The 23995-nt window shown below is 45.3% G+C and carries 19 protein-coding genes; 3 read left to right on the forward strand and 16 right to left on the reverse strand.

The window, feature by feature from the left end; all coding sequences use genetic code 11:
• Positions 1–134: 134 nt before the first annotated feature.
• Positions 135–413, reverse strand: coding sequence for a hypothetical protein (locus OH460_RS07285; RefSeq protein WP_004739063.1), 279 nt, complete (start codon positions 411–413; stop codon positions 135–137).
• Positions 414–652: 239 nt separating this feature from the next.
• Here OH460_RS07285 and OH460_RS07290 point away from each other — a divergent pair, with 239 nt between their 5' ends.
• Positions 653–1531 carry a winged helix-turn-helix domain-containing protein gene (locus tag OH460_RS07290; protein ID WP_269996212.1) on the forward strand — a complete coding sequence of 293 codons (879 nt, stop codon included), beginning with the start codon at positions 653–655 and terminating at the stop codon, positions 1529–1531.
• Between the two features lie 164 nt (positions 1532–1695).
• On the opposite strand, the gene recA is transcribed toward OH460_RS07290, so the two are convergent.
• Positions 1696–2736, reverse strand: coding sequence for a recombinase RecA (recA, locus tag OH460_RS07295; RefSeq protein ID WP_061032452.1), 1041 nt, complete (start codon positions 2734–2736; stop codon positions 1696–1698).
• A 141-nt stretch (positions 2737–2877) separates the two neighbouring features.
• Complete coding sequence (pncC, locus tag OH460_RS07300) at positions 2878–3372, reverse strand: nicotinamide-nucleotide amidase (RefSeq protein WP_105057592.1); 495 nt, start codon at positions 3370–3372, stop codon at positions 2878–2880.
• Between the two features lie 124 nt (positions 3373–3496).
• Here pncC and mutS point away from each other — a divergent pair, with 124 nt between their 5' ends.
• A complete protein-coding gene (gene mutS, locus OH460_RS07305; protein WP_186171239.1) occupies positions 3497–6058 on the forward strand; it encodes a DNA mismatch repair protein MutS in 2562 nt (853 codons plus the stop codon).
• Positions 6059–6166: 108 nt separating this feature from the next.
• Here the strand turns inward: mutS and rpoS are convergent, their stop codons facing one another.
• The 13 genes from rpoS to rlmD form a co-directional block, all read right to left on the reverse strand.
• Complete coding sequence (rpoS, locus tag OH460_RS07310; RefSeq protein WP_008221135.1) at positions 6167–7147, reverse strand: RNA polymerase sigma factor RpoS; 981 nt, start codon at positions 7145–7147, stop codon at positions 6167–6169.
• A gap of 98 nt (positions 7148–7245) precedes the next feature.
• Positions 7246–8160 carry a murein hydrolase activator NlpD gene (gene nlpD, locus OH460_RS07315; protein WP_269996220.1) on the reverse strand — a complete coding sequence of 305 codons (915 nt, stop codon included), beginning with the start codon at positions 8158–8160 and terminating at the stop codon, positions 7246–7248.
• 34 nt (positions 8161–8194) lie between these two features.
• On the reverse strand, positions 8195–8821 hold the full coding sequence (locus OH460_RS07320; protein ID WP_105025545.1) for a protein-L-isoaspartate(D-aspartate) O-methyltransferase: 627 nt from the start codon (positions 8819–8821) through the stop codon (positions 8195–8197).
• Entirely contained in the window at positions 8822–9565 is a 744-nt protein-coding gene (gene surE, locus OH460_RS07325; protein ID WP_137408053.1) for a 5'/3'-nucleotidase SurE, read from the reverse strand.
• A 77-nt stretch (positions 9566–9642) separates the two neighbouring features.
• The gene (gene truD, locus OH460_RS07330) at positions 9643–10689 is read right to left on the reverse strand and encodes a tRNA pseudouridine(13) synthase TruD (protein ID WP_061032447.1); all 1047 of its coding nucleotides are present in this window, start codon (positions 10687–10689) and stop codon (positions 9643–9645) included.
• Between the two features lie 22 nt (positions 10690–10711).
• Positions 10712–11191: a 2-C-methyl-D-erythritol 2,4-cyclodiphosphate synthase gene (ispF, locus tag OH460_RS07335; protein ID WP_004739053.1), complete on the reverse strand. Its 480-nt coding sequence runs from the start codon at positions 11189–11191 to the stop codon at positions 10712–10714.
• A gap of 2 nt (positions 11192–11193) precedes the next feature.
• Positions 11194–11895: a 2-C-methyl-D-erythritol 4-phosphate cytidylyltransferase gene (gene ispD, locus OH460_RS07340; protein ID WP_102424617.1), complete on the reverse strand. Its 702-nt coding sequence runs from the start codon at positions 11893–11895 to the stop codon at positions 11194–11196.
• Complete coding sequence (gene ftsB / locus OH460_RS07345; RefSeq protein ID WP_008221147.1) at positions 11895–12176, reverse strand: cell division protein FtsB; 282 nt, start codon at positions 12174–12176, stop codon at positions 11895–11897. The genes ispD and ftsB overlap by 1 nt, the downstream gene beginning before the upstream one ends.
• A gap of 298 nt (positions 12177–12474) precedes the next feature.
• On the reverse strand, positions 12475–13773 hold the full coding sequence (gene eno, locus OH460_RS07350; RefSeq protein ID WP_061032445.1) for a phosphopyruvate hydratase: 1299 nt from the start codon (positions 13771–13773) through the stop codon (positions 12475–12477).
• 80 nt (positions 13774–13853) lie between these two features.
• Complete coding sequence (locus OH460_RS07355) at positions 13854–15494, reverse strand: CTP synthase (protein WP_269996231.1); 1641 nt, start codon at positions 15492–15494, stop codon at positions 13854–13856.
• Between the two features lie 150 nt (positions 15495–15644).
• Positions 15645–16442: a nucleoside triphosphate pyrophosphohydrolase gene (gene mazG, locus OH460_RS07360; protein ID WP_061032443.1), complete on the reverse strand. Its 798-nt coding sequence runs from the start codon at positions 16440–16442 to the stop codon at positions 15645–15647.
• A 330-nt stretch (positions 16443–16772) separates the two neighbouring features.
• Positions 16773–18995 (reverse strand): GTP diphosphokinase, encoded by a 2223-nt coding sequence (relA, locus tag OH460_RS07365; protein ID WP_171731450.1) that lies wholly within the window; start codon positions 18993–18995, stop codon positions 16773–16775.
• 135 nt (positions 18996–19130) lie between these two features.
• Positions 19131–20450, reverse strand: coding sequence for a 23S rRNA (uracil(1939)-C(5))-methyltransferase RlmD (gene rlmD, locus OH460_RS07370; RefSeq protein WP_269996236.1), 1320 nt, complete (start codon positions 20448–20450; stop codon positions 19131–19133).
• A 165-nt stretch (positions 20451–20615) separates the two neighbouring features.
• On the opposite strand from rlmD, the gene barA reads away from it, so the two are divergent.
• Positions 20616–23429, forward strand: coding sequence for a two-component sensor histidine kinase BarA (gene barA, locus OH460_RS07375; RefSeq protein ID WP_061032441.1), 2814 nt, complete (start codon positions 20616–20618; stop codon positions 23427–23429).
• Positions 23430–23995: the final 566 nt, after the last annotated feature.

Consider the following 23995-nt stretch of genomic DNA (forward strand, 5'->3'; position numbering starts at 1 on the left):
GGCTGTTGTAGCTGACTGTGTTGCTATTATCTAAAGACATTCAAATCGAACATCTCTTATCTATATGTCATTCATAATTCGCACCTGCGAAGTCAGTAAAAACGTTTATTAACCCTCGGGCGCAAATTCAACGCTTAGGCAGCTTCGATTACTTTTCGTATTTGATTGAGGATAGGAACCGCATCGTCGAAACCAACAGAAAGAGAGAAATCAATTTCTTGATCAATATGCTGCTGAGCAACCTTTAGTAAGGTCACCTTGTCGCAGCGTTCAAGGCTCTTCTCTTTATCGGCAAAAATCTTAGTAAGAGACTGAACAACATCCAGTTGAAAGGACTCTATGGAAGTGACGTCCTTATACTCTTGCAACAGCTGATTCACCGATTGAGAGTTTTTCTGTTTAATTTCTGGCATCCTAATTACCTTTAAAACAACGATTAGAAGTCAAGCTATCACCCAAGCTCGAGGCGGCATTACGTTAGCAACCAGCCCTCGTTCCCACCACAAACCATTGCCAAACAAAAACATAACGACATCGCTAAATGTAATCTTTATATAACCAATGAGATTTTACAGTTACAGACAGCCCTCCTATGCTTAAAGTACCGCCCGCCAAAATGAACTTCATTTAAATTACTAAGCCCATGAATCAAATGCGTAATATCACCGATTCCATCACTATTGATATTGAGATAAGGACACTGACTCACCATCCAGCGGATATCACGGTCAGCATGCGCCCTCTGCCGTTCAAGGTTCTGTTGTACTTGTTAAAGCACCAAGATAGATGCGTTTCACGAGAGGAGTTGTTTGAAGAGTGTTGGCAAGGTGTGTTGGTTACCGATCAGTCCCTAACCAACACCATTAGTTATATTCGTAAAGTATTCAAAAATTTAGATACTAATGAGTTAGAGCTCAAAACGATCAGTAAGCAAGGTTACTTATTGGTGATTTCACCAAAGCAACAAGCTCCGAAAGTTGAAGAAATTAAGCCGTTCGCTGAGGCTGAATTGCAACTTGAATTGGAGAATGCAGACACTAACATTGATGACGCAAAGATAAGCCCAGATTTACACCAACCAGTCAGTACTCAGAAAACGAAAACCAAGTTTCCTCGTCAATTTACGTTAAATTTATGTGCCCTGTGGCTTGGCTTCATATTGGTCGCCTACTACTCCATTCATTACGACAAAGAACGAGCGCCATTTTTAGATAAAGACAACTACCAGTCCTATTCGTTTGGTAGTGCCACGCTTTATGTTCATGACCAATCAAATACAATCACTGCCCCCGAAGTGACCTCATACATCAATCACCTCGAGCTATCGCAGTGCAATGTAAAAAATATCTACATTCGTATCACTAATTCAGCTTTCCGGGACAACATCATTTCCATGTATGCTTTTGTTTTTACCAACAATCGAAAGAGTCAAAATATCTTCAAACAGAAGCTAGACGGCCTCAATATTTACCCATCCATTATTGATCCCTTACTGGAGTCCTTTTACTGCAAAGGCAAACCACAACAATAAATGATCTTATCGCTCAAAAAAAATCAGTGGCTTAGCTTTGAAGGGTTGCAGATAGCGAACGCCAAAATGAGAAACTGAGGAAGCACGGTGGATGTGTCAGCCAATAAAAAAGCCCCGCATACAATGCGAGGCTTCAAGTTCTTAGCTAAGAGTAACGATTTAGATTAAAACTCTTCGTTCTCTTCTTCTTTCTCTGCTTCTTTCTCTTCTAAAACAGCTGGAGTCAGTAGCAAGTCACGAAGTTTAGTATCTAGCTCTAGAGCGATCTCTGGGTTTTCACGTAGGAACTTACAAGAGTTCGATTTACCCTGACCGATCTTGTCGCCTTTGTAGCTGTACCAAGCACCGGCTTTATCAACTAGCTTGTTCTTAACACCTAGGTCAATCAACTCACCTTCGCGGTTAAAGCCTTGGCCGTATAGGATTTGAGTTTCAGCTTGTTTAAACGGTGCAGCAATCTTGTTCTTAACAACCTTAATGCGCGTTTCGTTACCAACGATCTCGTCACCTTCTTTGATAGAGCCAGTACGGCGAATATCAAGACGAACAGATGCGTAGAACTTAAGTGCGTTACCACCCGTTGTTGTTTCTGGGTTACCAAACATTACACCAATCTTCATACGGATTTGGTTAATGAAGATACACATACAGTTAGACTGCTTAAGGTTACCAGTCAGCTTACGCATTGCTTGAGAAAGCATACGAGCTTGAAGACCCATGTGGCTGTCGCCCATTTCGCCTTCGATTTCAGCTTTTGGTGTTAGTGCTGCTACTGAGTCGACAACCAATACGTCGATAGCACCAGAACGCGCTAGAGCATCACAGATTTCTAGAGCTTGTTCACCAGTATCTGGTTGAGAAACAAGAAGTGCATCGATATCAACACCAAGCTTTTGAGCGTAGATTGGGTCTAGTGCGTGCTCAGCATCAACGAAAGCACAAGTTTTACCTACTTTTTGTGCTGCAGCAATCAGCTCAAGTGTTAGCGTTGTTTTACCTGAAGATTCTGGACCATAGATTTCAACGATACGCCCCATCGGTAGACCACCAGCACCTAGTGCGATATCTAGAGATAGAGAACCAGTAGAAATTGTTTCTACATCCATTGTGCGGTTGTCACCAAGACGCATGATAGAGCCTTTACCAAATTGTTTTTCAATCTGACCAAGGGCTGCGGCTAACGCTTTTTGTTTATTCTCGTCCATTACTATCTCCAGATAATCGGTTGTCGTGAAACAAGCGATTTAGAATCTATTTCGAACCCACATAGGGGTGACTAATTGGCTTTTATTATACTGTTGATTCATACAGTGTCTATACCTGTATGAAAATAATTTGTACAAATGTTACTTGTCTTCCATTGATAGGTAATCATAAATAACTTGCAGGGCATGGTGCGTGGCTTGTTGGCGTACTTGTGATCTGTCACCGGCAAATACATGCGTTTCCACTTTATTCCAACCACTTAGCGCCTTCCAAGCAAAGCATACCGTACCAACGGGCTTCTCTTTTGTACCGCCACCAGGACCTGCAATACCACTAATTGACACCGCGATGGTTCCGTTCGAATGCTCTAGCGCACCTTTAGCCATTTCTATGACGACAGGTTCACTGACCGCACCAAATTCCACTAAGGTTTCTAACTGTACGCCAATCATCTCTTGCTTTGCTTCATTGCTATACGTGACAAAAGCGCGATCAAACCAAGCAGAGCTGCCCGCGATATCCGTTACCGCACTTGCTACACCGCCACCAGTACAAGACTCGGCGGTGACCAACACCTGATTGTGCTCTGCAAGCAACAGTCCGAGTTTTTCACTAAGATCTTGAGTCATCTGCATTATCAGCTTCCCTTTATTTACCATTAGAACATTTGGATACGCATCTTTTCGCTTCAGCCGCTTTTCGCACGAAACGCTTTCACGTATCCTAAGCCGCAATAGAAATAAACGAAAGAAGTTAACTGTGAAAGCCGATCAAAAACATACCCCCATGATGCAACAGTACCTAAAACTGAAAGCAGAAAACCCAGAAATTCTGCTGTTCTACCGCATGGGCGATTTCTACGAGCTTTTCTACGATGACGCAAAAAAAGCGTCTCAACTCCTCGATATTTCACTGACCAAACGCGGCTCTTCAAATGGTGAGCCAATCCCAATGGCCGGCGTCCCATACCATGCCGTTGAGGGGTATCTAGCTAAGTTAGTGCAACTCGGAGAATCCGTAGCAATTTGTGAACAGATTGGTAATCCAGCACTTTCAAAAGGCCCTGTAGAGCGTGCGGTTGTGCGTATCGTGACACCAGGTACCGTAACTGACGAAGCACTGCTTTCTGAACGCGTCGACAATTTGATTGCCGCTATCTACCACCACAATGGCAAGTTTGGTTACGCGACGCTAGACATTACCTCTGGCCGATTCCAACTGTGTGAACCAGAAACCGAAGAAGCAATGGCAGCAGAACTGCAGAGAACTTCTCCGCGCGAGTTGTTGTTCCCTGAGGATTTCGAACCCGTTGAGTTAATGGCAAGCCGCACTGGCAATCGTCGCCGCCCAGTATGGGAATTTGAACTAGATACCGCTAAGCAGCAGTTGAACCAACAGTTTGGTACTCGTGACCTTGTTGGTTTTGGCGTTGAAGGCGCGAAGCTTGGCTTATGTGCAGCCGGCTGTCTTATTCAGTATGTGAAAGATACACAACGCACAGCACTTCCACATATCCGTTCACTGACCATGGACAAGCAAGATCACTCGGTGATCCTTGATGCTGCAACTCGCCGCAACCTAGAGATCACACAAAATCTTGGTGGTGGTACCGATAACACCCTTGCTGAAGTTCTGGACCACACTGCAACCGCAATGGGTAGTCGTATGCTTAAGCGTTGGTTACATCAACCAATGCGTAATATCTCGGCACTCGATCAGCGCCTAGACGCGATTGGTGAGATGAAAGATTTGGCGCTATTCACTGAGCTGCAGCCAACCCTAAAGCAGATTGGTGATATTGAGCGTATTTTGGCTCGATTGGCACTTCGCTCGGCTCGCCCTCGTGATATGGCGCGACTTCGTCAAGCGATGGAATACCTACCAGAACTTGCAGAAACGCTAACCCAACTTAAGCACCCATACCTCACTCAGTTAGCTCAGTATGCTTCTCCTTTAGATGAGGTCTCAGAACTACTAGAGCGCGCCATCAAAGAGAACCCACCCGTGGTTATCCGCGATGGCGGTGTGATCGCAGAAGGCTACAATGCTGAACTAGACGAGTGGCGTAACCTAGCCGCTGGTGCAACCGAATTCCTTGACCAACTCGAACAAGAAGAGCGTGAACGTCATGGTATCGACACACTAAAAGTGGGTTACAACAACGTACACGGTTTCTTTATTCAGGTAAGCCGCGGGCAAAGCCACCTTGTGCCGCCACACTATGTACGTCGTCAAACACTAAAGAACGCTGAGCGCTACATTATTCCCGAGCTAAAAGAGCACGAAGACAAAGTTCTAAACTCTAAGTCGAAGGCTCTGGCTATCGAGAAGCAGTTATGGGAAGAGCTGTTTGATTTGCTACTGCCACATTTAGAGCGACTACAAAACATCGCCTCTTCTGTGTCTCAGCTTGATGTCTTACAGAACTTAGCCGAACGTGCAGACACTCTCGATTACTGCCGCCCGACTATGACGGAATCCGCTGGCGTCCAAATCCAAGCAGGCCGTCACCCAGTGGTTGAGCAAGTGATGGACGAACCATTCATTGCTAACCCAATTGACCTTAACGATAAGCGTAAGATGCTGATCATCACAGGTCCAAACATGGGTGGTAAATCGACTTACATGCGTCAAACAGCACTTATCGCGCTAATGGCGCATATCGGTTGTTATGTGCCAGCTGAAAGCGCAACCATTGGCTCTATCGACCGTATCTTTACTCGAATTGGTGCATCGGATGATCTAGCGTCTGGGCGTTCAACCTTCATGGTTGAGATGACGGAAACGGCTAATATCCTGCACAATGCAACACCAAACAGCCTAGTGCTGATGGATGAAATCGGTCGTGGTACCAGCACTTACGATGGTCTATCTCTAGCTTGGGCAAGTGCAGAGTGGCTAGCGAATCAAATCAATGCGATGACACTGTTTGCTACGCACTACTTTGAGCTAACCGAACTACCAAACCAGATTCCAACACTGGCCAACGTTCACTTAGACGCAGTAGAGCACGGTGACAGCATCGCCTTTATGCACGCAGTTCAAGAAGGCGCAGCGAGTAAATCTTACGGCTTAGCAGTTGCAGGATTAGCTGGTGTACCAAAGGCCGTGATCAAGAACGCTCGTGCGAAGCTGACACAACTTGAAGCATTGAGTATTGAATCTCCTACATCGAAGCCAAGCGGCGTTGATATAGCAAACCAACTGAGCCTTATCCCTGAGCCAAGTGAAGTAGAACAAGCATTAGCGAACGTGGATCCTGATGATCTAACACCACGCCAGGCACTAGAAGAGTTATACCGCTTGAAGAAGCTACTGTAGTCAAAAGTGGTCTAGCTCATAGGCTAGTAAATTAAGAAACTTAAGACACCAGAAACTAAAAACGCTGACATTAAGTCAGCGTTTTTTTTCGATATCAATAAATATCGTTTAGTCGTTTTCAACGTTGAACAGGTTTTCCATGTTCAAACCTTGCTTGATTAGGATCTCACGTAGACGACGCAGACCTTCAACTTGTATTTGACGAACTCGCTCACGAGTCAGGCTGATTTCACGGCCAACTTCTTCTAGCGTTGACGGTTCATAACCTAGTAGTCCAAATCGACGTGCAAGCACTTCTTTCTGCTTAGGATTCAGTTCATCAAGCCAGAAGATCAGTGAGTTCTTGATATCACTATCTTGAGTTGAAACCTCTGGGTCAGAATTGTTGATGTCAGGAATAATATCCAACAGTGCTTTCTCACCATCACCACCAATTGGCGTATCTACAGAGCTCACTCTTTCGTTTAGACGAAGCATCTTACTCACATCACCAACCGGCTTATCTAGCTTAGAAGCGATCTCTTCAGCTGTTGGTTCGTGGTCAAGCTTTTGTGATAGTTCTCTTGCAGTACGTAGGTAGATGTTCAGCTCTTTCACAACATGAATAGGCAAACGGATAGTGCGAGTCTGATTCATCAGGGCACGCTCTATGGTCTGACGAATCCACCATGTCGCGTAAGTAGAAAAACGGAAGCCACGCTCTGGGTCAAATTTCTCTACGGCGCGAATCAAACCTAGGTTGCCTTCTTCGATTAGATCGAGAAGCGCCAAGCCACGGTTGCTATAACGACGGGAAATTTTCACTACCAAACGCAGGTTACTTTCGATCATGCGTTTGCGTGCTGCTTCATCACCGCGTAGAGCTCGACGTGCGTAAAGCACCTCTTCTTCAGCGGTTAGTAGTGGTGAGAAACCGATTTCGCCTAGATACAGTTGCGTCGCATCTAAACTCTTAGAAGTAACTTCAGTTTCTTCTTTAACTTCGGCTTTCTTAGTAGCTGTTCGCTTCCCTTGCTCAAGTATTTCCGATTCCGTGGTTACTTGGTCAAGATCGAACTCTTCTTTGGTTACTGCATTGCTTATACTCATAACGCCTCCCCCTGGCGAAATTAGCATGACATTACAACTTCATATGTCGCTAAATGACTATGTCACTTAATACAATACGTGATTAGTTGGTATTGTATTTAAGGTAAATATCGTTTTGGATTGACGGATTTACCTTGGTAACGAATCTCAAAGTGCAGCCTAACACTGCTGGCTCCAGAGCTTCCCATTGTTGCAATCTTCTGCCCTGGTTTCACACTTTGCCCTTCAGATACTAATAGTCGGTCGTTATGCGCGTATGCACTTAAGTAATTATCATTATGCTTCACAATCACTAGATTGCCGTAGCCTCGTAATGCATTACCCGAATAAACAACCGTTCCCCCTGCAGTAGATACTATTGGCTGACCTCGCTGTCCTGCTATGTCTATGCCTTTATTTCCTTGTTCGCCTACAGAGAAATTCTTAATTACTCTCCCCTTTGTTGGCCATAACCATTTGGATACTTTATCACTTGTTGGTTTGGTGGACGGTGTAACATTCTGTTTACCTTTAGACCCAACATACTCCTTTGATTTGGATTGTTCAACCTTCTTTGGTGGATCTTTTTTCGCCACTTTGGTGGTAGTTTGAGCTGGCGCAGGTTTAGAGTTTTTACTCTGTTGTGGAGTAGCTTTAGGTTTACTTGCCGTCGATGATGCTGTGGACGCGGCAACAGGATCAGCGACTGCTGCGGCTACAACCGTTGATTTACCATAGGCTGGCGCGTTATAGCTAGGACGCCACAACTTAAGCTTCTGCCCCGGGTGGATGGTATAAGGGGCCGCAAGTTTGTTATAGCTAATCAGGTCTTGTACATCTTTATTGGTGACATACGCGATGAAATAAAGCGTATCGCCTTTTTTCACTTCGTAGTAACTGCCACGGTAGCTACCGCGATCAACCGATGAGTAGTTTTTACTTAGGCTTGAAACTGGCGCAGGCGAATTCGCTGCACACCCAACAAGGGCACAGCTAAGCAGCAAGGAACTTCCTTTTAACAACTTCGAACGCATCGACTCTCTATCCACCTACACCATCAGTCTTTTATTAAGCTAACTCACCAGGCACCAGAGGTACAAATCGCACCATCTCGATGACACTCGACAAAAACTCATCACCATGACGCACGATCTTCAATAACTGTTGTTCGTCATCACCAACCGGAATCAATAGGCGACCGCCATCTTTGAGCTGTTGCAAAAGTGCTTGAGGAATAGACTCTGCAGCAGCGGTTACGATAATTGCATCAAAAGGCCCTTTAGAGGACCAACCTTGCCAGCCATCACCATGTTTGGTTGAAATATTATAAAAATCGAGCTGCTTTAGCCGACGCTTAGCGTCCCATTGTAGCGACTTTATTCTTTCAACCGAATAAACATGATCAACAAGTTGAGCTAAAACAGCAGTTTGGTAGCCAGAACCGGTTCCGATTTCCAAAACTCGGCTATCTTGTTGCAGCTCAAGTAATTCTGTCATTTTAGCAACAATATACGGCTGTGAGATGGTCTGCCCTTGCCCAATAGGCAGCGCATTATTGTCATAAGCCTGATGATACATAGCCTGAGACAAAAAACTCTCTCTTGGCAGTTGATAAATCGCATCCAGTACTTTTTGGTCTCGGATGCCATTTTCAATCAGAAAAGTAATTAAGCGTTCTGCTTGTGGGTTACTCACTTACTTCTCCCCTAACCATGTTGTCATAGCGCCCAAAGATTCGTGCGCCGTCAGATCAACCTGCAATGGTGTTACTGATACATAACCATGCTCAATCGCATAGAAGTCAGTCCCTTCTCCAGCATCTTGCTCTTTACCCGGAGGACCAAGCCAATAGATATCATGACCACGCGGGTCTTTTTGCTTAATCATATCTTCAGCATGATGACGTGCGCCAAGGCGAGTAACCTGAGTCCCTGATAGCTGTTCTAAAGCGAGATCCGGCACATTGACGTTTAACAAGCGGTTGGTTGGGATTGGTTTTGCTAAATGTTGTTCGACAATACGACGAGCAATCGCTGCCGCTGTCTTAAAATGTTTTTTACCAACCAGAGAAAACGCCACCGATTGAACGCCTAAGAAGTGCCCTTCCATTGCGGCTGCGACTGTACCTGAGTACAACACGTCATCACCCAGGTTCGCGCCGTGGTTAATGCCCGTTAATACCAGATCAGGCATATCATCCTTTAGCAGTTCATTTAATGCGAAATGCACACAATCGGTTGGTGTCCCTTGTACTGAATAGGTGCTTTCTGCGATCTCTTGAACGCGTAAAGGCTGTTCTAAAGTTAATGAATTTGAAGCGCCTGAACGATTACGGTCAGGTGCCACTATGATAACTTCAGCAAGATCACGTAATTCATCTGCTAGCTCATGAATACCTTGAGCATGCACACCATCATCGTTGCTGAGTAAAATCTTCATTCTGTATCCTTTCTTCATATTCCAATGCCAAGTGACTTAAATTCCAATATTAAGTCACTTAGTGCCAAGCAGAATCATTACTGCTCGTAGCTTCTCTCTACGTGTACTTCTTCAACCAATTCACGAACGATAGCCGTCGCAAAGCAGCCTGCATCAAGAGAGAACTTCAGAGTGACATTATCTTCACTTACTTCCCACGTTAGATCAGTAGGTTTCAGCGACGCTTCACGGCGGTCGTGACGCATACGGTTACCACGAATCAGAGCCATCAAATCCGGTTCAGCATCAAGGTGTTTCTGCTCTAAGACTTGAGACTCATCTGTTGTTGGCAAAGCGTTATCACCGGCCAACGCTACAGTCACCAATGCAGTACCATTCGCGATATCTTGCTTTACAGATTCAAGGTTTTCAGCCGTTACCGTTAGCTGGGCACCGTCTTTAACCACGATATCGCCAACCAATGCCGAGGCAAATACATCTTGCTCAATACGGTCTGAAAGGATTAGGTTGTAAATCCACGAGCGAGCTGCAGAAAGGTACAAGCTACGTTTGTTCTGATTACGAGTACGAACGTTATCACGGCCCCAACGACGAGCTTCCGACAGGTTGTTACCTTCGTTACCAAAACGCTGAGCACCAAAGTAGTTTGGCACGCCCACTTGAGCAACTTTTTCTAAACGCTTTACGACATCATCGCAATCCGTTACTTCAGACAAGGTCAACTCAAATTGGTTGCCAACTAAATCGCCTGGACGTAACTTTTTATTGTGTCGTGCTGTCGCTAGAATTTCGATGCTTGGGTACTGTGCTAAGAACGCTGAAAAGTCAGGCTCACCTTTCGGTAGGTGGACGCTCAACCACTGCTCGGTTACTGCGTGACGGTCTTTTAAACCCGCCCAGCTCACGTCTTTCGACTTAACACCACAAGCTTTAGCCAACTCATTTGCCACGAAGCTAGTGTTCTCACCCGTTTTACGTATACGAACCATGAGATGTTCGCCTTCACCGGTAAATTCAAAACCCAAGTCTTCATTAACGACAAAGTGTTCAGCTTTCGCTTTTAGTTTTGCTTTCGCAGTTGGTTTACCGTTTAGATAAGCCAATGAAGATAAAATATCTGACATGCTGTTCTTTTCGTGTTGGTGCTTACGCACTTTTGGTAATTAGGACCACCGCTTCACATGCGATGCCCTCTTTGCGACCCGTAAAGCCTAAACGCTCTGTTGTCGTTGCTTTTACGTTCACATTACTGATGCTGGTTTCTAAATCTTGTGCAATAGCTTGGCACATAGAGTCTATATGAGGTGCCATTTTTGGCGCTTGCGCCATGATAGTAATATCGGCATTACCAATCACGTAGCCCTGTTCTTTTACTCGACGGTACACATCTTTCAATAGCTCACGGCTGTCTGCGCCTTTCCATTCATCGTCAGTGTCTGGGAAATGACGACCAATATCGCCCGCGGCGATCGCACCTAACAGAGCGTCACACAACGCGTGAAGGGCAACGTCACCATCTGAATGTGCGATAAGACCTTGTTCGTAAGGGATGCTCACGCCACCAATAATTACCGGACCTTCACCACCAAACTTATGTACATCAAAGCCATGGCCAATACGAATCATCATTATTCCTTATTCTGACTTAAATAGAACTCAGCAAGCGCTAAGTCTTCTGGCTGAGTAATCTTAAAATTATCTGAACGCCCGGCGACTAAAGCGGGCGAGAAGCCTTTCCATTCAAAAGCAGAGGCTTCGTCGGTAATCGAAACGCCTTGTTTAAGCGCTTCGCTCAATACATTCCACAGAGGTTCCGCTCTGAACATCTGTGGTGTAAGTGCATGCCATAAATCGGCTCGTTCAACAGTATGCTCGATTTGCCCTTGAGCACCTCGCTTCATCGTGTCTCGAACTGGAGCGGCTAATATCGCCCCGACATCATGGCTCATCGCCGTAGAAATCAACTTGTCGATGTCACTTAGCTGAACACAAGGTCTTGCGGCGTCATGCACCATCACCCAATCACCGAGCTGTTGCTTCTCGATATAATCTAAAGCAGAAAGAACGGAGTCCGCTCTTTCACTTCCGCCAGCGACTCGAATCACTTGTGGATTCTGAGTAAGGGGTAGCTCTGGGTAGTATGGGTCATCATCACTGATTGCGACGACAATTTGAGAGACTTGAGGGTGAGCCAATAGCTTCTCAACAGTATGCTCTAAAATCGTTTTGCCATTGATCTTAAGGTATTGCTTCGGACGGTCAGCCTTCATTCGGCTACCCACGCCCGCAGCAGGGACAACGGCAATCACGCTTTGAGGTTGAGTCAACATTAATGGGATTCCTCACCAATGATGCGATAAAACGTTTCGCCTTCTTTAACCATTCCAAGCTCATGACGCGCGCGTTCTTCAATCGCGTCTAAGCCTTGGCGTAGATCGTCGATTTCTGCAAACATCTCATCATTTCGAATTTTTAATTTTTCATTTACTTGCTGCTGAACTTGGATTTCGTTGTTCACACCGTAGTAATCAGAGATACCATTTTTACCGAGCCACAGTGTGTGTTGTAGCCAGCCAAACACTATGAGCAGTACTAAAGCAAAAATTCGCATAACACCTTTCGCCGGTTGAAAAAGAAGGAACTAGAATAAGGCACATATATACCATAATGAGCTTATTGGTGCGAGATATGTGGTGTCAGGGAATCAATAAGTCGGGGAATTATTGTCGTTAGGAACCAGTGATGAGATTCCCTACTCCCTCCTTCGTCAGTCTAGGGAATGACGAACTTTATATGTAACAGGAGGAGCTTTAGAACCTAGGGGTTGTTTACTCTACCTTTCTGCAGACAAAAAAATGCCCCGCATAAGCGAGGCATTTAAAAAGCTTAGATTAACAATTCGCTAGGAATTATTGACCTTTAACTTCTTTAAGACCGTTGAAAGGAGCTTTAGAACCTAGAGCTTCTTCGATACGGATTAGTTGGTTGTACTTAGCAACACGGTCAGAACGGCTCATAGAACCAGTCTTGATTTGACCTGCAGCAGTACCTACCGCTAGGTCAGCGATAGTTGCGTCTTCAGTTTCGCCAGAACGGTGAGAGATTACAGCTGTGTAACCTGCGTCTTTAGCCATCTTGATTGCAGCTAGAGTCTCAGTTAGAGAACCGATTTGGTTGAACTTGATAAGGATAGAGTTAGCAACGCCTTTCTCGATACCTTCAGCAAGAATCTTAGTGTTAGTAACGAATAAATCGTCACCTACTAGTTGAAGCTTGTCACCTAGTAGTTCAGTTTGGTGCTTGAAGCCAGCCCAATCAGACTCGTCTAGACCATCTTCGATAGAAACGATTGGGAATTGGTTAGCTAGCTCAGCTAGGTAGTGGTTGAACTCTTCAGAAGAGAAAGTCTTACCTTCGCCTTTCATGTTGTAGATGCCAGCTTCTTTGTCGAAGAACTCAGATGCAGCACAGTCCATAGCTAGAGTAACGTCTTTACCTAGTTCGTAACCAGCAGCTGCAACAGCTTCTGCGATAACTTCTAGAGCTTCAGCGTTAGACTTAAGGTTAGGAGCGAAACCACCTTCGTCACCAACTGCAGTGCTGTAGCCTTTAGACTTAAGAACTTTAGCTAGGTTGTGGAATACTTCAGCACCGATACGTAGACCTTCTTTAAGAGTCTTAGCACCAACTGGTTGGATCATGAACTCTTGGATGTCAACGTTGTTATCAGCGTGCTCACCACCGTTGATGATGTTCATCATTGGTAGAGGCATAGAGAACTGACCAGCAGTACCGTTTAGCTCAGCGATGTGCTCGTATAGAGGCATGCCTTTAGCTGCAGCAGCAGCTTTAGCGTTCGCTAGAGAAACAGCTAGGATAGCGTTCGCGCCGAACTGAGATTTGTTCTCAGTACCGTCAAGGTCGATCATAACTTGGTCAACGTCAGCTTGAGCTTTAGCGTCTTTACCAACTAGAGCTTCAGCGATTGGGCCGTTTACAGCTTCAATTGCTTTAAGAACACCTTTACCTAGGAAACGTGATTTGTCGCCGTCACGTAGCTCAAGAGCTTCGCGAGAACCAGTAGATGCGCCAGATGGAGCAGCAGCCATACCTACGAAACCGCCTTCTAGGTGTACTTCAGCTTCTACAGTTGGGTTACCACGTGAATCGATGATTTCACGACCTAGAACTTTAACGATCTTAGACATTGAATGTTTCCTTCTCGTTGAATATATAAATGTCAAATTTAAAGGTAGCAGCACAACTTACGCTGCTACCTGTATTCCTTTTACTTCTCTAACTCGCCGCGCTGGAACTCACCAGCCGCTTTAACGAAACCTGCAAACAATGGGTGACCATCGCGAGGTGTTGAAGTGAACTCTGGGTGGAATTGAGCTGCAACGAACCATGGGTGGTTCGGGTTCTCAATAACTTCAACCAGTTTCTTGTCCGCAGATAGACCCGATACTTTTAGGCCCGCTTTTTCAATTTGTGGACGAAGATTATTGTTCACTTCGTAACGGTGACGGTGACGTTCATGGATCGTCGCGCTACCGTATAGTTCGTAAGCTTTAGTACCTTTCGCTAGGTGACAAAGCTGTGAACCTAGACGCATTGTGCCGCCTAGATCAGATGTCTCTGTACGCTCTTCAACTTTACCTTCGCCGTCTACCCACTCAGTGATTAGGCCAACAACAGGGTATTTAGTTTCAGAACAGAACTCAGAAGAGTGTGCACCTTCCATTTTCGCAACATTACGAGCGTACTCGATAAGTGCTACTTGCATGCCTAGACAGATACCTAGGTATGGTACTTTGTTTTCACGTGCGTATTGAGCAGCAAGAATCTTACCTTCAACACCACGGTCACCGAAGCCACCTGGTACTAGAATTGCGTCTAGGCCTTCTAGAACTTCTACGCCACGAGACTCAACGTCTTGTGAATCTACGTATTTAATATTAACGCTTAGGCGGTTTTTCAAGCCTGCGTGTTTTAGCGCTTCATTTACTGATTTGTATGCGTCTGGTAGTTCAATGTACTTACCAACCATACCAATCGTCACTTCACCCGTTGGGTTAGCTTCTTCGTAAATTACTTGTTCCCATTCAGACAGATCTGCTTCTGGAGCTGTAATGCCGAAACGCTTACATACAAGTTCATCAGTGCCTTGAGCTTTAATAAGCTGAGGGATCTTGTAGATAGAGTCAACATCGCGCATTGAAATAACTGCATTTTCTTGCACATTACAGAACAGAGCGATTTTCTTACGCTCATTCGAAGGAATGTTGCGGTCAGAACGACAAACTAGGATGTCAGGCTGAATACCAATAGACAGTAGCTCTTTTACAGAGTGCTGAGTCGGCTTAGTTTTCACTTCGCCCGCAGCTGCTAGGTAAGGTACTAGCGTTAGGTGCATGAACATTGCGCGTTCACGGCCTAGTTCTACTGCTAGCTGACGAATCGCTTCCATGAATGGTAGAGATTCGATATCACCAACCGTACCACCAACTTCAACGATCGCGATATCGTGGCCTTCAGCGCCAGAAATAACACGCTCTTTGATAGAGTTAGTGATGTGTGGGATAACCTGAATAGTTGCACCTAGGTAATCACCGCGACGCTCTTTTGCTAGTACGTCTGAGTAAACACGACCTGCAGTGAAGTTGTTACGCTTAGTCATCTTGGTGCGAATGAATCGCTCGTAGTGACCAAGGTCAAGGTCTGTTTCAGCGCCATCTTCCGTAACGAACACTTCACCGTGCTGAGTCGGGCTCATAGTGCCTGGATCAACGTTGATGTAAGGGTCAAGCTTCATCATAGTCACTTTAAGACCACGAGCTTCTAAAATAGCCGCAAGAGATGCTGCAGCAATACCTTTACCTAGAGAGGATACAACCCCGCCAGTAACAAAAATGTAATTTGTCGTCATGTTTAACCTGAAATTGGTTGAATGAGGGAAATGGACTACTTCTGGACGGGATGAAAATATACCAGAAGCCCCTTATCGCCACAACGTGAAATCTATCACACTGCTATTTTTTATTTTTTGCTTCAAATCAATTCATGATAAAAGCTTTGGTTATCTTTTCTCCGCTACTTTTACCTCATCCCACATGGAATCAAGCTGTTGTAGTGAAAAATCGGTCAGACTTTTATCTTGTTGACGCACTTTTTCTTCCACCCCTTTAAAGCGACGTGAAAACTTCAAGTTGGCCTTATTGAGCGCCGATTCAGGGTTTTTACCTAAATGTCGCACCAAATTCACCGTTGCAAACAGCAAATCACCCAACTCTTCTTCAACCAAATCTTCGTTTGGTGTCACTTGAAGCGCCTCTTCTAGCACCTCATCCACTTCCTCTATTACCTTGTTGGCCACTGGACCAATTGAGTCCCAATCGAAGCCATATTTCGCTACCTGCTTTTGAATCTTTGTAGCACGCGAAAGTGCAGGTAGAGAGTTTGGTATTGAGTCTAGAATACTTTCTTGAGTTTTGCCTGCTTGTGCCTTTTCTTTGGCTTTTTCAGCTTCCCAATTCGCATTGATTTCTTCGTCGCTAGCAAACTCGGCATCCGAGAACACATGAGGGTGACGGCGTGTTAGCTTCTCATTGATGCCATCAACCACATCAGAAAACTCAAACAGCCCCTGCTCTTTCGCCAACTGACTGTAAAAAATCACCTGAAACAGTAAATCGCCAAGCTCTTCTTGCAGATTCGACCAGTCTTTGTTGTGGATCGCATCCACCACCTCATAGGTCTCTTCGATAGTATGCGGGACAATTGTTTCAAAATTTTGTTTTAAATCCCAAGGACAGCCACCTTCTGGATCGCGCAGCTTAGTCATGATCTGTTCAAGTTGTTCAATCGGGTGATTCATCGTTTTCTTCCTATTCACTGTCTTTGATTTTTAAATTTATAACGTCTTCTAAAACTAAAAAAGGTGAGCAGCCAAAACCACTCACCTTTCTATTCTTTCCGTCATCCTCAAGAGCGAAGAATGAGCGAGTTGGGGATCTCAAATCGCTTGGCGAGATTCCCTATCACGTTCGTCCCTCACTGTAGGGAATGACAGCTATCTTTTTTTACTAAGTAATTAGTTCTTCTAACAAGGCAGTAAACTTATGAGGCTCCTGAGCATAGCTTGCCTATGTGATGGAGTGAAATAAGTGAAACTAACGCAGTTAGAAAGCTAAGTACGACGTAAAAACTAGCCTAGGCGTTTTACGCTCATAACATCTTTGATTTGTTCAACTCGACTGGTCACTCGACTCAAGATTTCAATATTGGTCACTTCCAAATCGAAATCCATTACCGATAGCTGACGCTTGTAGTCAATACGGCTTTTCATTGTGGTCACGCTGATCTTTTCATTCGAGAACAGTGAGGTGATGTCTTTCAACAAACCATTACGCTCTAGTGCTTCAACACGCAGCGTTAGAATGTAAGAACCGACAAAGCCATTACCCCAAACGGTATCAATGATACGCTCTGGTGCGTGCAGGCTTAGTTCACTTAACTGCTCACAGTCGGCACGGTGAACCGAGATACCACGACCTTGAGTAATGTAGCCTTTAATCACATCACCAGGAATCGGCTGACAACAGCGCGCAAGGTGCGTCATTAGATTATCAACGCCTTCTACTACCACCGCGTCTTTCTTAGGGCGACTCTGCTGTGCTGGCTTGCTTTCCGACTCAAGCAGTTTCTCTAATGCTTTCTTGTCTTCTTCTTCCGCCGTTGGCTTGTTCACTAACGCATTGATGTGATTAACCACTTGGTTAATACGCAAGTCGCCACTACCAATACCTGCATAGAGTTCGTCTGGCGTATTCACGTTAAAACGTCTTAGTGCATATTGATCAGCATCTTTCAGAGTTGCGCCTACTTTGGCTAGCTCTACTTCCAGGATGTCACGACCCGCTTCTAGGTTTTTCTCACGGCTTTGTGCGCGGAACCAAGCGTTGATTTTCGCTCGAGCACGTCCAGAGTGAACGAAGCCTGTGGTTGGGTTTAACCAGTCACGAGATGGGTTCGGTTCTTTCTGCGTGATGATCTCAACTTGGTCGCCCATCGATAGTTTATGAGTGAACGGTACGATACGTCCCGCTACTTTGGCACCGATACAGCGGTGTCCGACCATCGAGTGGATGTGGTAAGCGAAGTCCAACGGGGTTGCGCCCATTGGTAAGTCGACCACGTCACCACGTGGAGTAAATGCGTATACACGGTCATCGAAGACTTGGCTACGTACTTCATCCAGCATCTCGCCAGAGTCCGACATCTCTTCTTGCCAATCGATAAGTTTACGCAACCAAGTAATTTTCTCATCGTAGCCACTACGGCCGCTTGAAGCCCCTTCTTTGTACTTCCAGTGCGCCGCCACACCAAGCTCAGAGTCTTCGTGCATTTGCTTAGTACGGATCTGAATCTCAATAGTCTTGCCTTCAGGGCCAAGTACTACGGTATGAATCGACTGGTAACCATTTGGCTTAGGGTTCGCCACATAGTCATCAAACTCGCTCGGGAGGTGCTTGTATTTAGTGTGTACCACCCCAAGGCCAGCGTAACAGTCTTGTAGCTGGTCAGCGATAATACGTACTGCTCGTACGTCAAAAAGCTCATCGAAGGCTAAGCCTTTCTTCTGCATTTTGCGCCAGATGCTGTAGATGTGTTTTGGTCGGCCGCTCACTTCAGCATTGATGTTTGAACGCTGCATTTCTGCGGTTAAATCATCAACGAAATCTGTGATGTATTGTTCACGAACGATACGACGCTCAGACAGCTGTTTTGCAATCTGCTTGTAGGTATCTGGTTGTTGGTAGCGGAAGGCGTAATCTTCGATTTCCCACTTAAGTTGGCCGATACCTAAACGGTTTGCCAGTGGGGCATAGATGTTAGAACACTCTTTTGCTGCCGCGCGGCGCACAGCATCAGGCGCTTTTTTCACCTCGATAAGGTTACAGATTCGCTCCGCAAGTTTGATAACTACGCAGCGGAAATCATCAACCATGGCCAATAGCATGCGTCGAACGTTATCAACTTGACCCGAAGCAGCACTGCCTTCAAGGGTTACGTTTAACTGGCCCAAGGCCGCCATTTCTTCAACGCCGTCAATCAGCTTAACGATTTCTTTGCCGTAGCTTTCTTCGAAGGCTTCGCGCTCAAAAACGCCACTTGATACCACAGGGAAGAGTTGTGCTGCGACTAATGTTGCACGATCCATCGACAGCGTGACCAAGATTTCAATCATCTCGCGTCCACGCCATAGCAAGAGTGATGCTTGCTCGTGATCTTTTAATAGCTCTTCACAGTGACGATAAACTTTGTTCAGTTTATTCGAGGTTTTTGCGTCTTGCTTTAATGACGCAATCCAACTTTCTAGCTCAAACTGTTCGCTTGGGTTTAAATGTGCGCTTCGTACCGCAACCATCGTGCCTTCCTAGTTATTCTGTTTTATACCCAATTCAATATGACTAACTGGTTCCAAGTTAGTTCGACCATATTGATATCAGCGCAGATGTCCCTGCGCCTTTGTCATTCATTTTTAAGCCTTATTTACGGGCCTTTAAGCCTTGATAAAGAGAGCCATCGATTCTAAATGGCTGGTGTGTGGGAACATATCCAACATACCAAGTTTGGCTAATTGGTAGCCTTGCTTTTCTAAGCTCTCTGAATCTCTAGCTAGAGTAGCAGGATTACACGAAACATAAACCACACGCTTCGCTCCTAACGCTGAAATTTGATCAACAACACCACTCGCTCCAGCACGAGCTGGGTCCAGTAAGATTTTATCAAATTTCTCTTTTGCCCAAGCTTGTGCAGATAAGTCTTCTTCAAGGTTCGCTTGGTAAAACTCGGTGTTACTCAACTGGTTCAATTGGGCATTCGATGTGGCTTGCTGAACCATCTCATCGACACCTTCAACACCAACCACAAACGCCGATTGTTGAGTGATAGGTAGACTGAAGTTACCTAAGCCACAAAACAGATCCAGCACTCGCTCATCCGCTTTAGGTTCTAACCATTCAATCGCTTGAGCCACCATCTGCTGGTTAACCTTCTGATTCACCTGAATGAAGTGGTTTGGCTCAAAAGGTAAGGTAACACCTGTTTCGCTGTAGCTAGGCGCATCACCAACCAGGCGGACCAACTTGTCGGTCTCTGGCATTGAGTACAGTATCGCGCCTTCTTCTTTCGCCAACGCAATCAATGCTTGCTCATCTTTTTCAATCAAAGGCTTAAGGTGGCGTAACACCATTACCGGGCCAGTATCACCCAATACCAATTCAACGTGTCCTAAAGACGTAAGGTTGCTGAAAGTGTTGAGTAAATTTTTCACCTTTGGCAGCAATACATTTAGGCGAGGCTCAAGCACGGCACAATCTGTAATGTTTTCTATCTGCTTGCTCTGCTTCTTGCGAAAACCGAACTGAAGCTTATGCGTTTTCTTATCAACAAACAGGCTGATACGCGCACGACGACGATAACCCGTTTCATCACCCACAATCGGTTGAGCCATCTCTGTCTCATCTGTCTTATATTGGTTCATCAAATGCGTAAGAGATTGTGCCTTGTGTTCTACCTGAGATTGGTAACCAAGGTGCTGAAGATGACAACCGCCACACTGATTAAAGTGTTTACAAAAAGGCTTTAAACGTTGCTCGCTTGGCTTCAGTAATTTGATGAGTTTCGCGCGTGCAAACTTACTTTTACTTTCAGTAAGCTGAATAACCACTTGTTCACCGGGCAATGCGCCATCAACGAAAACCGGTTTGTTCTTCTGATAAGCGATGCCAGCGCCATTGTGATCCATTCGTTCAACCAAAACCGATTGATGCTTGGTCTCGAGTTGAGTTTTCTTTTTTGGTTGGAAAAAACGTGCCATTGCTTGTGCCTAATGTATCTTTTAATAAGTAATTGGTATCCAGGACTCACTATTCTGTCTTGGAATCATTGTCGAACGTCACGGCTTTTATTAAGCTTACCGTTCACTTAACCGCCATTGTGTGCGTTATTTTCCCATATCCAGACCTCGATGTAATTAAAGAACATGACCAGATATGGCTTAAGAGCCCGTGTAATTACCTTAACTCTAGCTCCAACCCTGATTATTGGGCTGCTATTGAGTGCATTTTTCTCATTTAACCGCTATCAAGACCTTGAAGGTCAGGTGGTGAACACAGGTACTAGCATCATTGAGCCACTGGCAATTGCGAGTGAATCTGGCATGCAACTCGAAAGTCGAGAGTCTGTTCGTCAGCTAATCAGCTATGCACATCGAAAGAACTCTAAGCTGGTACGTAGTATCGCGGTATTCGATGATCGTCATGAATTGTTTGTAACTTCAAACTTTCACCCTGATTTCGAAAGCCTGACTTATCCAAAAGACAAACCGATTCCTCATTTAAGCTCTTCTGACTTACTCGATAACACACTGATTCTTCGCACCCCGATTATTGCAGAAGGCCAGTACATCAACTCGGCTAATGGTCAGTCTCAAGCCAACCAAGCGATTGGTTATATTGCTATTGAGTTAGACCTTTCTTCACTTCGTTTGCAGCAATATCAAGAAGTCTTCTCAGCCTTCTTAGTGCTGATTCTTGGGTTGGGTCTTTCTGGTGTATTCGCTTTCCGCTTGATGCACGATGTAACTCAACCGATCACGCACATGAAGAACATGGTTGACCGAATTCGTCGTGGTCACTTGGATGTCCGTATCGAAGGCAAAATGCACGGTGAGTTGGACTCGCTGAAAAACGGTATCAACGCGATGGCGGTATCGCTGTCGGAATATCACGTCGAGATGCAGCACAGTATCGACCAAGCTACTTCGGATCTGCGTGAAACTCTTGAGCAGCTAGAGATTCAAAACGTTGAGTTAGACATCGCGAAAAAACGTGCACAAGAAGCGGCACGTGTTAAGTCAGAGTTCTTGGCAAATATGTCTCACGAGCTAAGAACACCACTTAACGGTGTGATTGGCTTTACTCGCCAGATGCTTAAAACTCACCTGTCGAACAGTCAGACAGATTATCTACAGACCATTGAACGCTCTGCGAACAACCTTCTCAGTATCATCAACGATATCTTGGACTTCTCGAAACTTGAAGCCGGTAAACTGGCGCTAGAAAACATCCCATTTGAGTTCCAAGCAAGCTTAGAAGAAGTAGTGAACCTTCAAGCGACCAACGCTCATGAGAAAGGTCTAGAGCTTACCCTTAAGATCGATCCTAAAGTACCGGCAGGCGTTGTTGGCGATCCACTGCGTATCCAACAAATCCTGACCAACCTAGTCGGTAACTCAATCAAGTTTACCGAGCGTGGTAACATTGATATTAGCGTTGAATTACGTTCACAAAGCGAAGACAACATCGAACTACAGTTCATGGTTCGTGATACGGGTATTGGTATCTCTGAGCGTCAGCAAGCCCAACTATTCCAAGCCTTCAGCCAAGCAGATGCAAGTATATCTCGTCGCTATGGTGGTACAGGCCTAGGTCTGGTTATCACCCAGAAACTTGTGAGCCAAATGGGCGGTGAGATCAGCCTAACCAGCCGCCTACACCAAGGTTCAACTTTCTGGTTTACACTAAGGCTATCTACCACGGATATGCCAATGACAGAGCTGATTGAGACTCAATGCCTGCAAGACAAGCAACTACTGCTTATCGAGCCAAACATGCAAGCCGCTTCGATAACTCAACAAATCCTGACCCAAGAAGGCTTAGTCGTTACCTATCGTTCGGTGATGCCTGACGAGTCAACTTCGTACGACTACGTACTGCTGAACCTTGCAGCCAACCAAGACTATCAGTTCGATACGGTAAGCGGCTGGGCGATTGGCGCGAAGAAGATTGCTCAGAACGTGATCATTGGTACACCGAGTACCGAGCTCGCACTTGGCGAACAATTGATGAAAGAAGTCGATGTTCAATGCATCACTAAACCTCTTTCACGTAAGAAGCTACTGCAAACTCTGGTGTCGAACCAAGCGCCAACCTTGATTGCACCAGCGATTGAAACCCATTCAGAAGAGAAACTACCACTGACTGTGATGGCTGTTGATGATAACCCAGCCAACCTGAAACTTATCACCGCGCTACTCAAAGAACGCGTGGAAACCGTTATCAGCTGTACCAGTGGTCAGCAGGCGATCGACAAAGCCACTGAGACTCAGTTTGATATCATCTTCATGGACATTCAGATGCCGCAAATGGATGGTGTGACGGCTTGTCAGAACATCAAGAAGCTCGCCAACAATGCCAACACACCTGTGATTGCTGTTACCGCACACGCCATGACAGGCGAGCGCGACAGGCTGCTAGATGCAGGCATGGATGACTACCTGACCAAACCAATTGAAGAGCATGTATTACAGCAAGTATTGATTCATTGGAGCCCAACCTCTGAGGTTGAGCACATCGAGAAGATAAATCCAGACCATCCAGCAGTGTCTGCAGAGGTCGATAACAATCCAGTATCTGAAAGTAACTCTAGCGAGCACAAAAACATCATCATTGATTGGCAAGCTGCGATGAAGCAAGCCGCCAATAAAGAAGACCTCGCACGCGATATGCTGCAAATGCTGGTCGACTTTATCCCTGAGGTGTATGACGCGGCGGAGAAAGCGATCGAAGACACAGACTACCCTGTTGAGCAGCTGATACACATCATCCACAAAATGCATGGCAGCAGCTCATACAGTGGGGTACCAAGGCTTAAATCAGTCTGTGCCACGATAGAGAAAGAACTGCGCTCAGGTACTTCGATTGAAGATATCGAGCCAGAATTATTTGAGCTTCAAGACGAGCTCGATAAAGTACAAGCGACAGCTGTTCACTACTTAAAACCAACCAGTGATTAGAGCGGCTTAGCCTTAAATTCCAGGTAAAAAATGGCAGAGCCTGCAAACCTAATACCGAGTAATTAAATGGAGTGGTTGATTGAACACCCCTCTAAAGATATCAAAATACGAACACTCCTTTAACACTCAGATTTTATATTTATCGGACAAGACCTTAATCAAATCCATAAACTTCTATCAAGGGCATCTCTCAGGGTATCAGCTCTTTTGTCTACGGAACTCATGAGCAATGCCTCTAAAGAGTTGGGGGCGAGTATTTGAAAACGCAGACAACCAGTATCAATGGTGGAGTTGTGTTGAGAACAGCAGATACTAGAGCAAGCAATAAGATAACGGATATCTAATAACTCTTAGAGAGAGCTATCCACGGCATGAATCTGCCCAGTTGTTTGTTCAACTGCGCTTCATAGAGCTCAGCATCAAAAAAGTGAGGTTAACTTTACGCTCCCTCTAATCTAATAATTCAACTCAACCAACTTAGCTATTTTTGACTGTATTTTTATGCCTTGGATTTATTAAATAAATTACGAATCAGTAGCTAAAATACACACTAGCTAAACATATTG

Source organism: Vibrio sp. Makdt (assembly GCF_027587015.1).
Taxonomy (GTDB): Bacteria; Pseudomonadota; Gammaproteobacteria; order Enterobacterales; family Vibrionaceae; genus Vibrio; species Vibrio chagasii_B.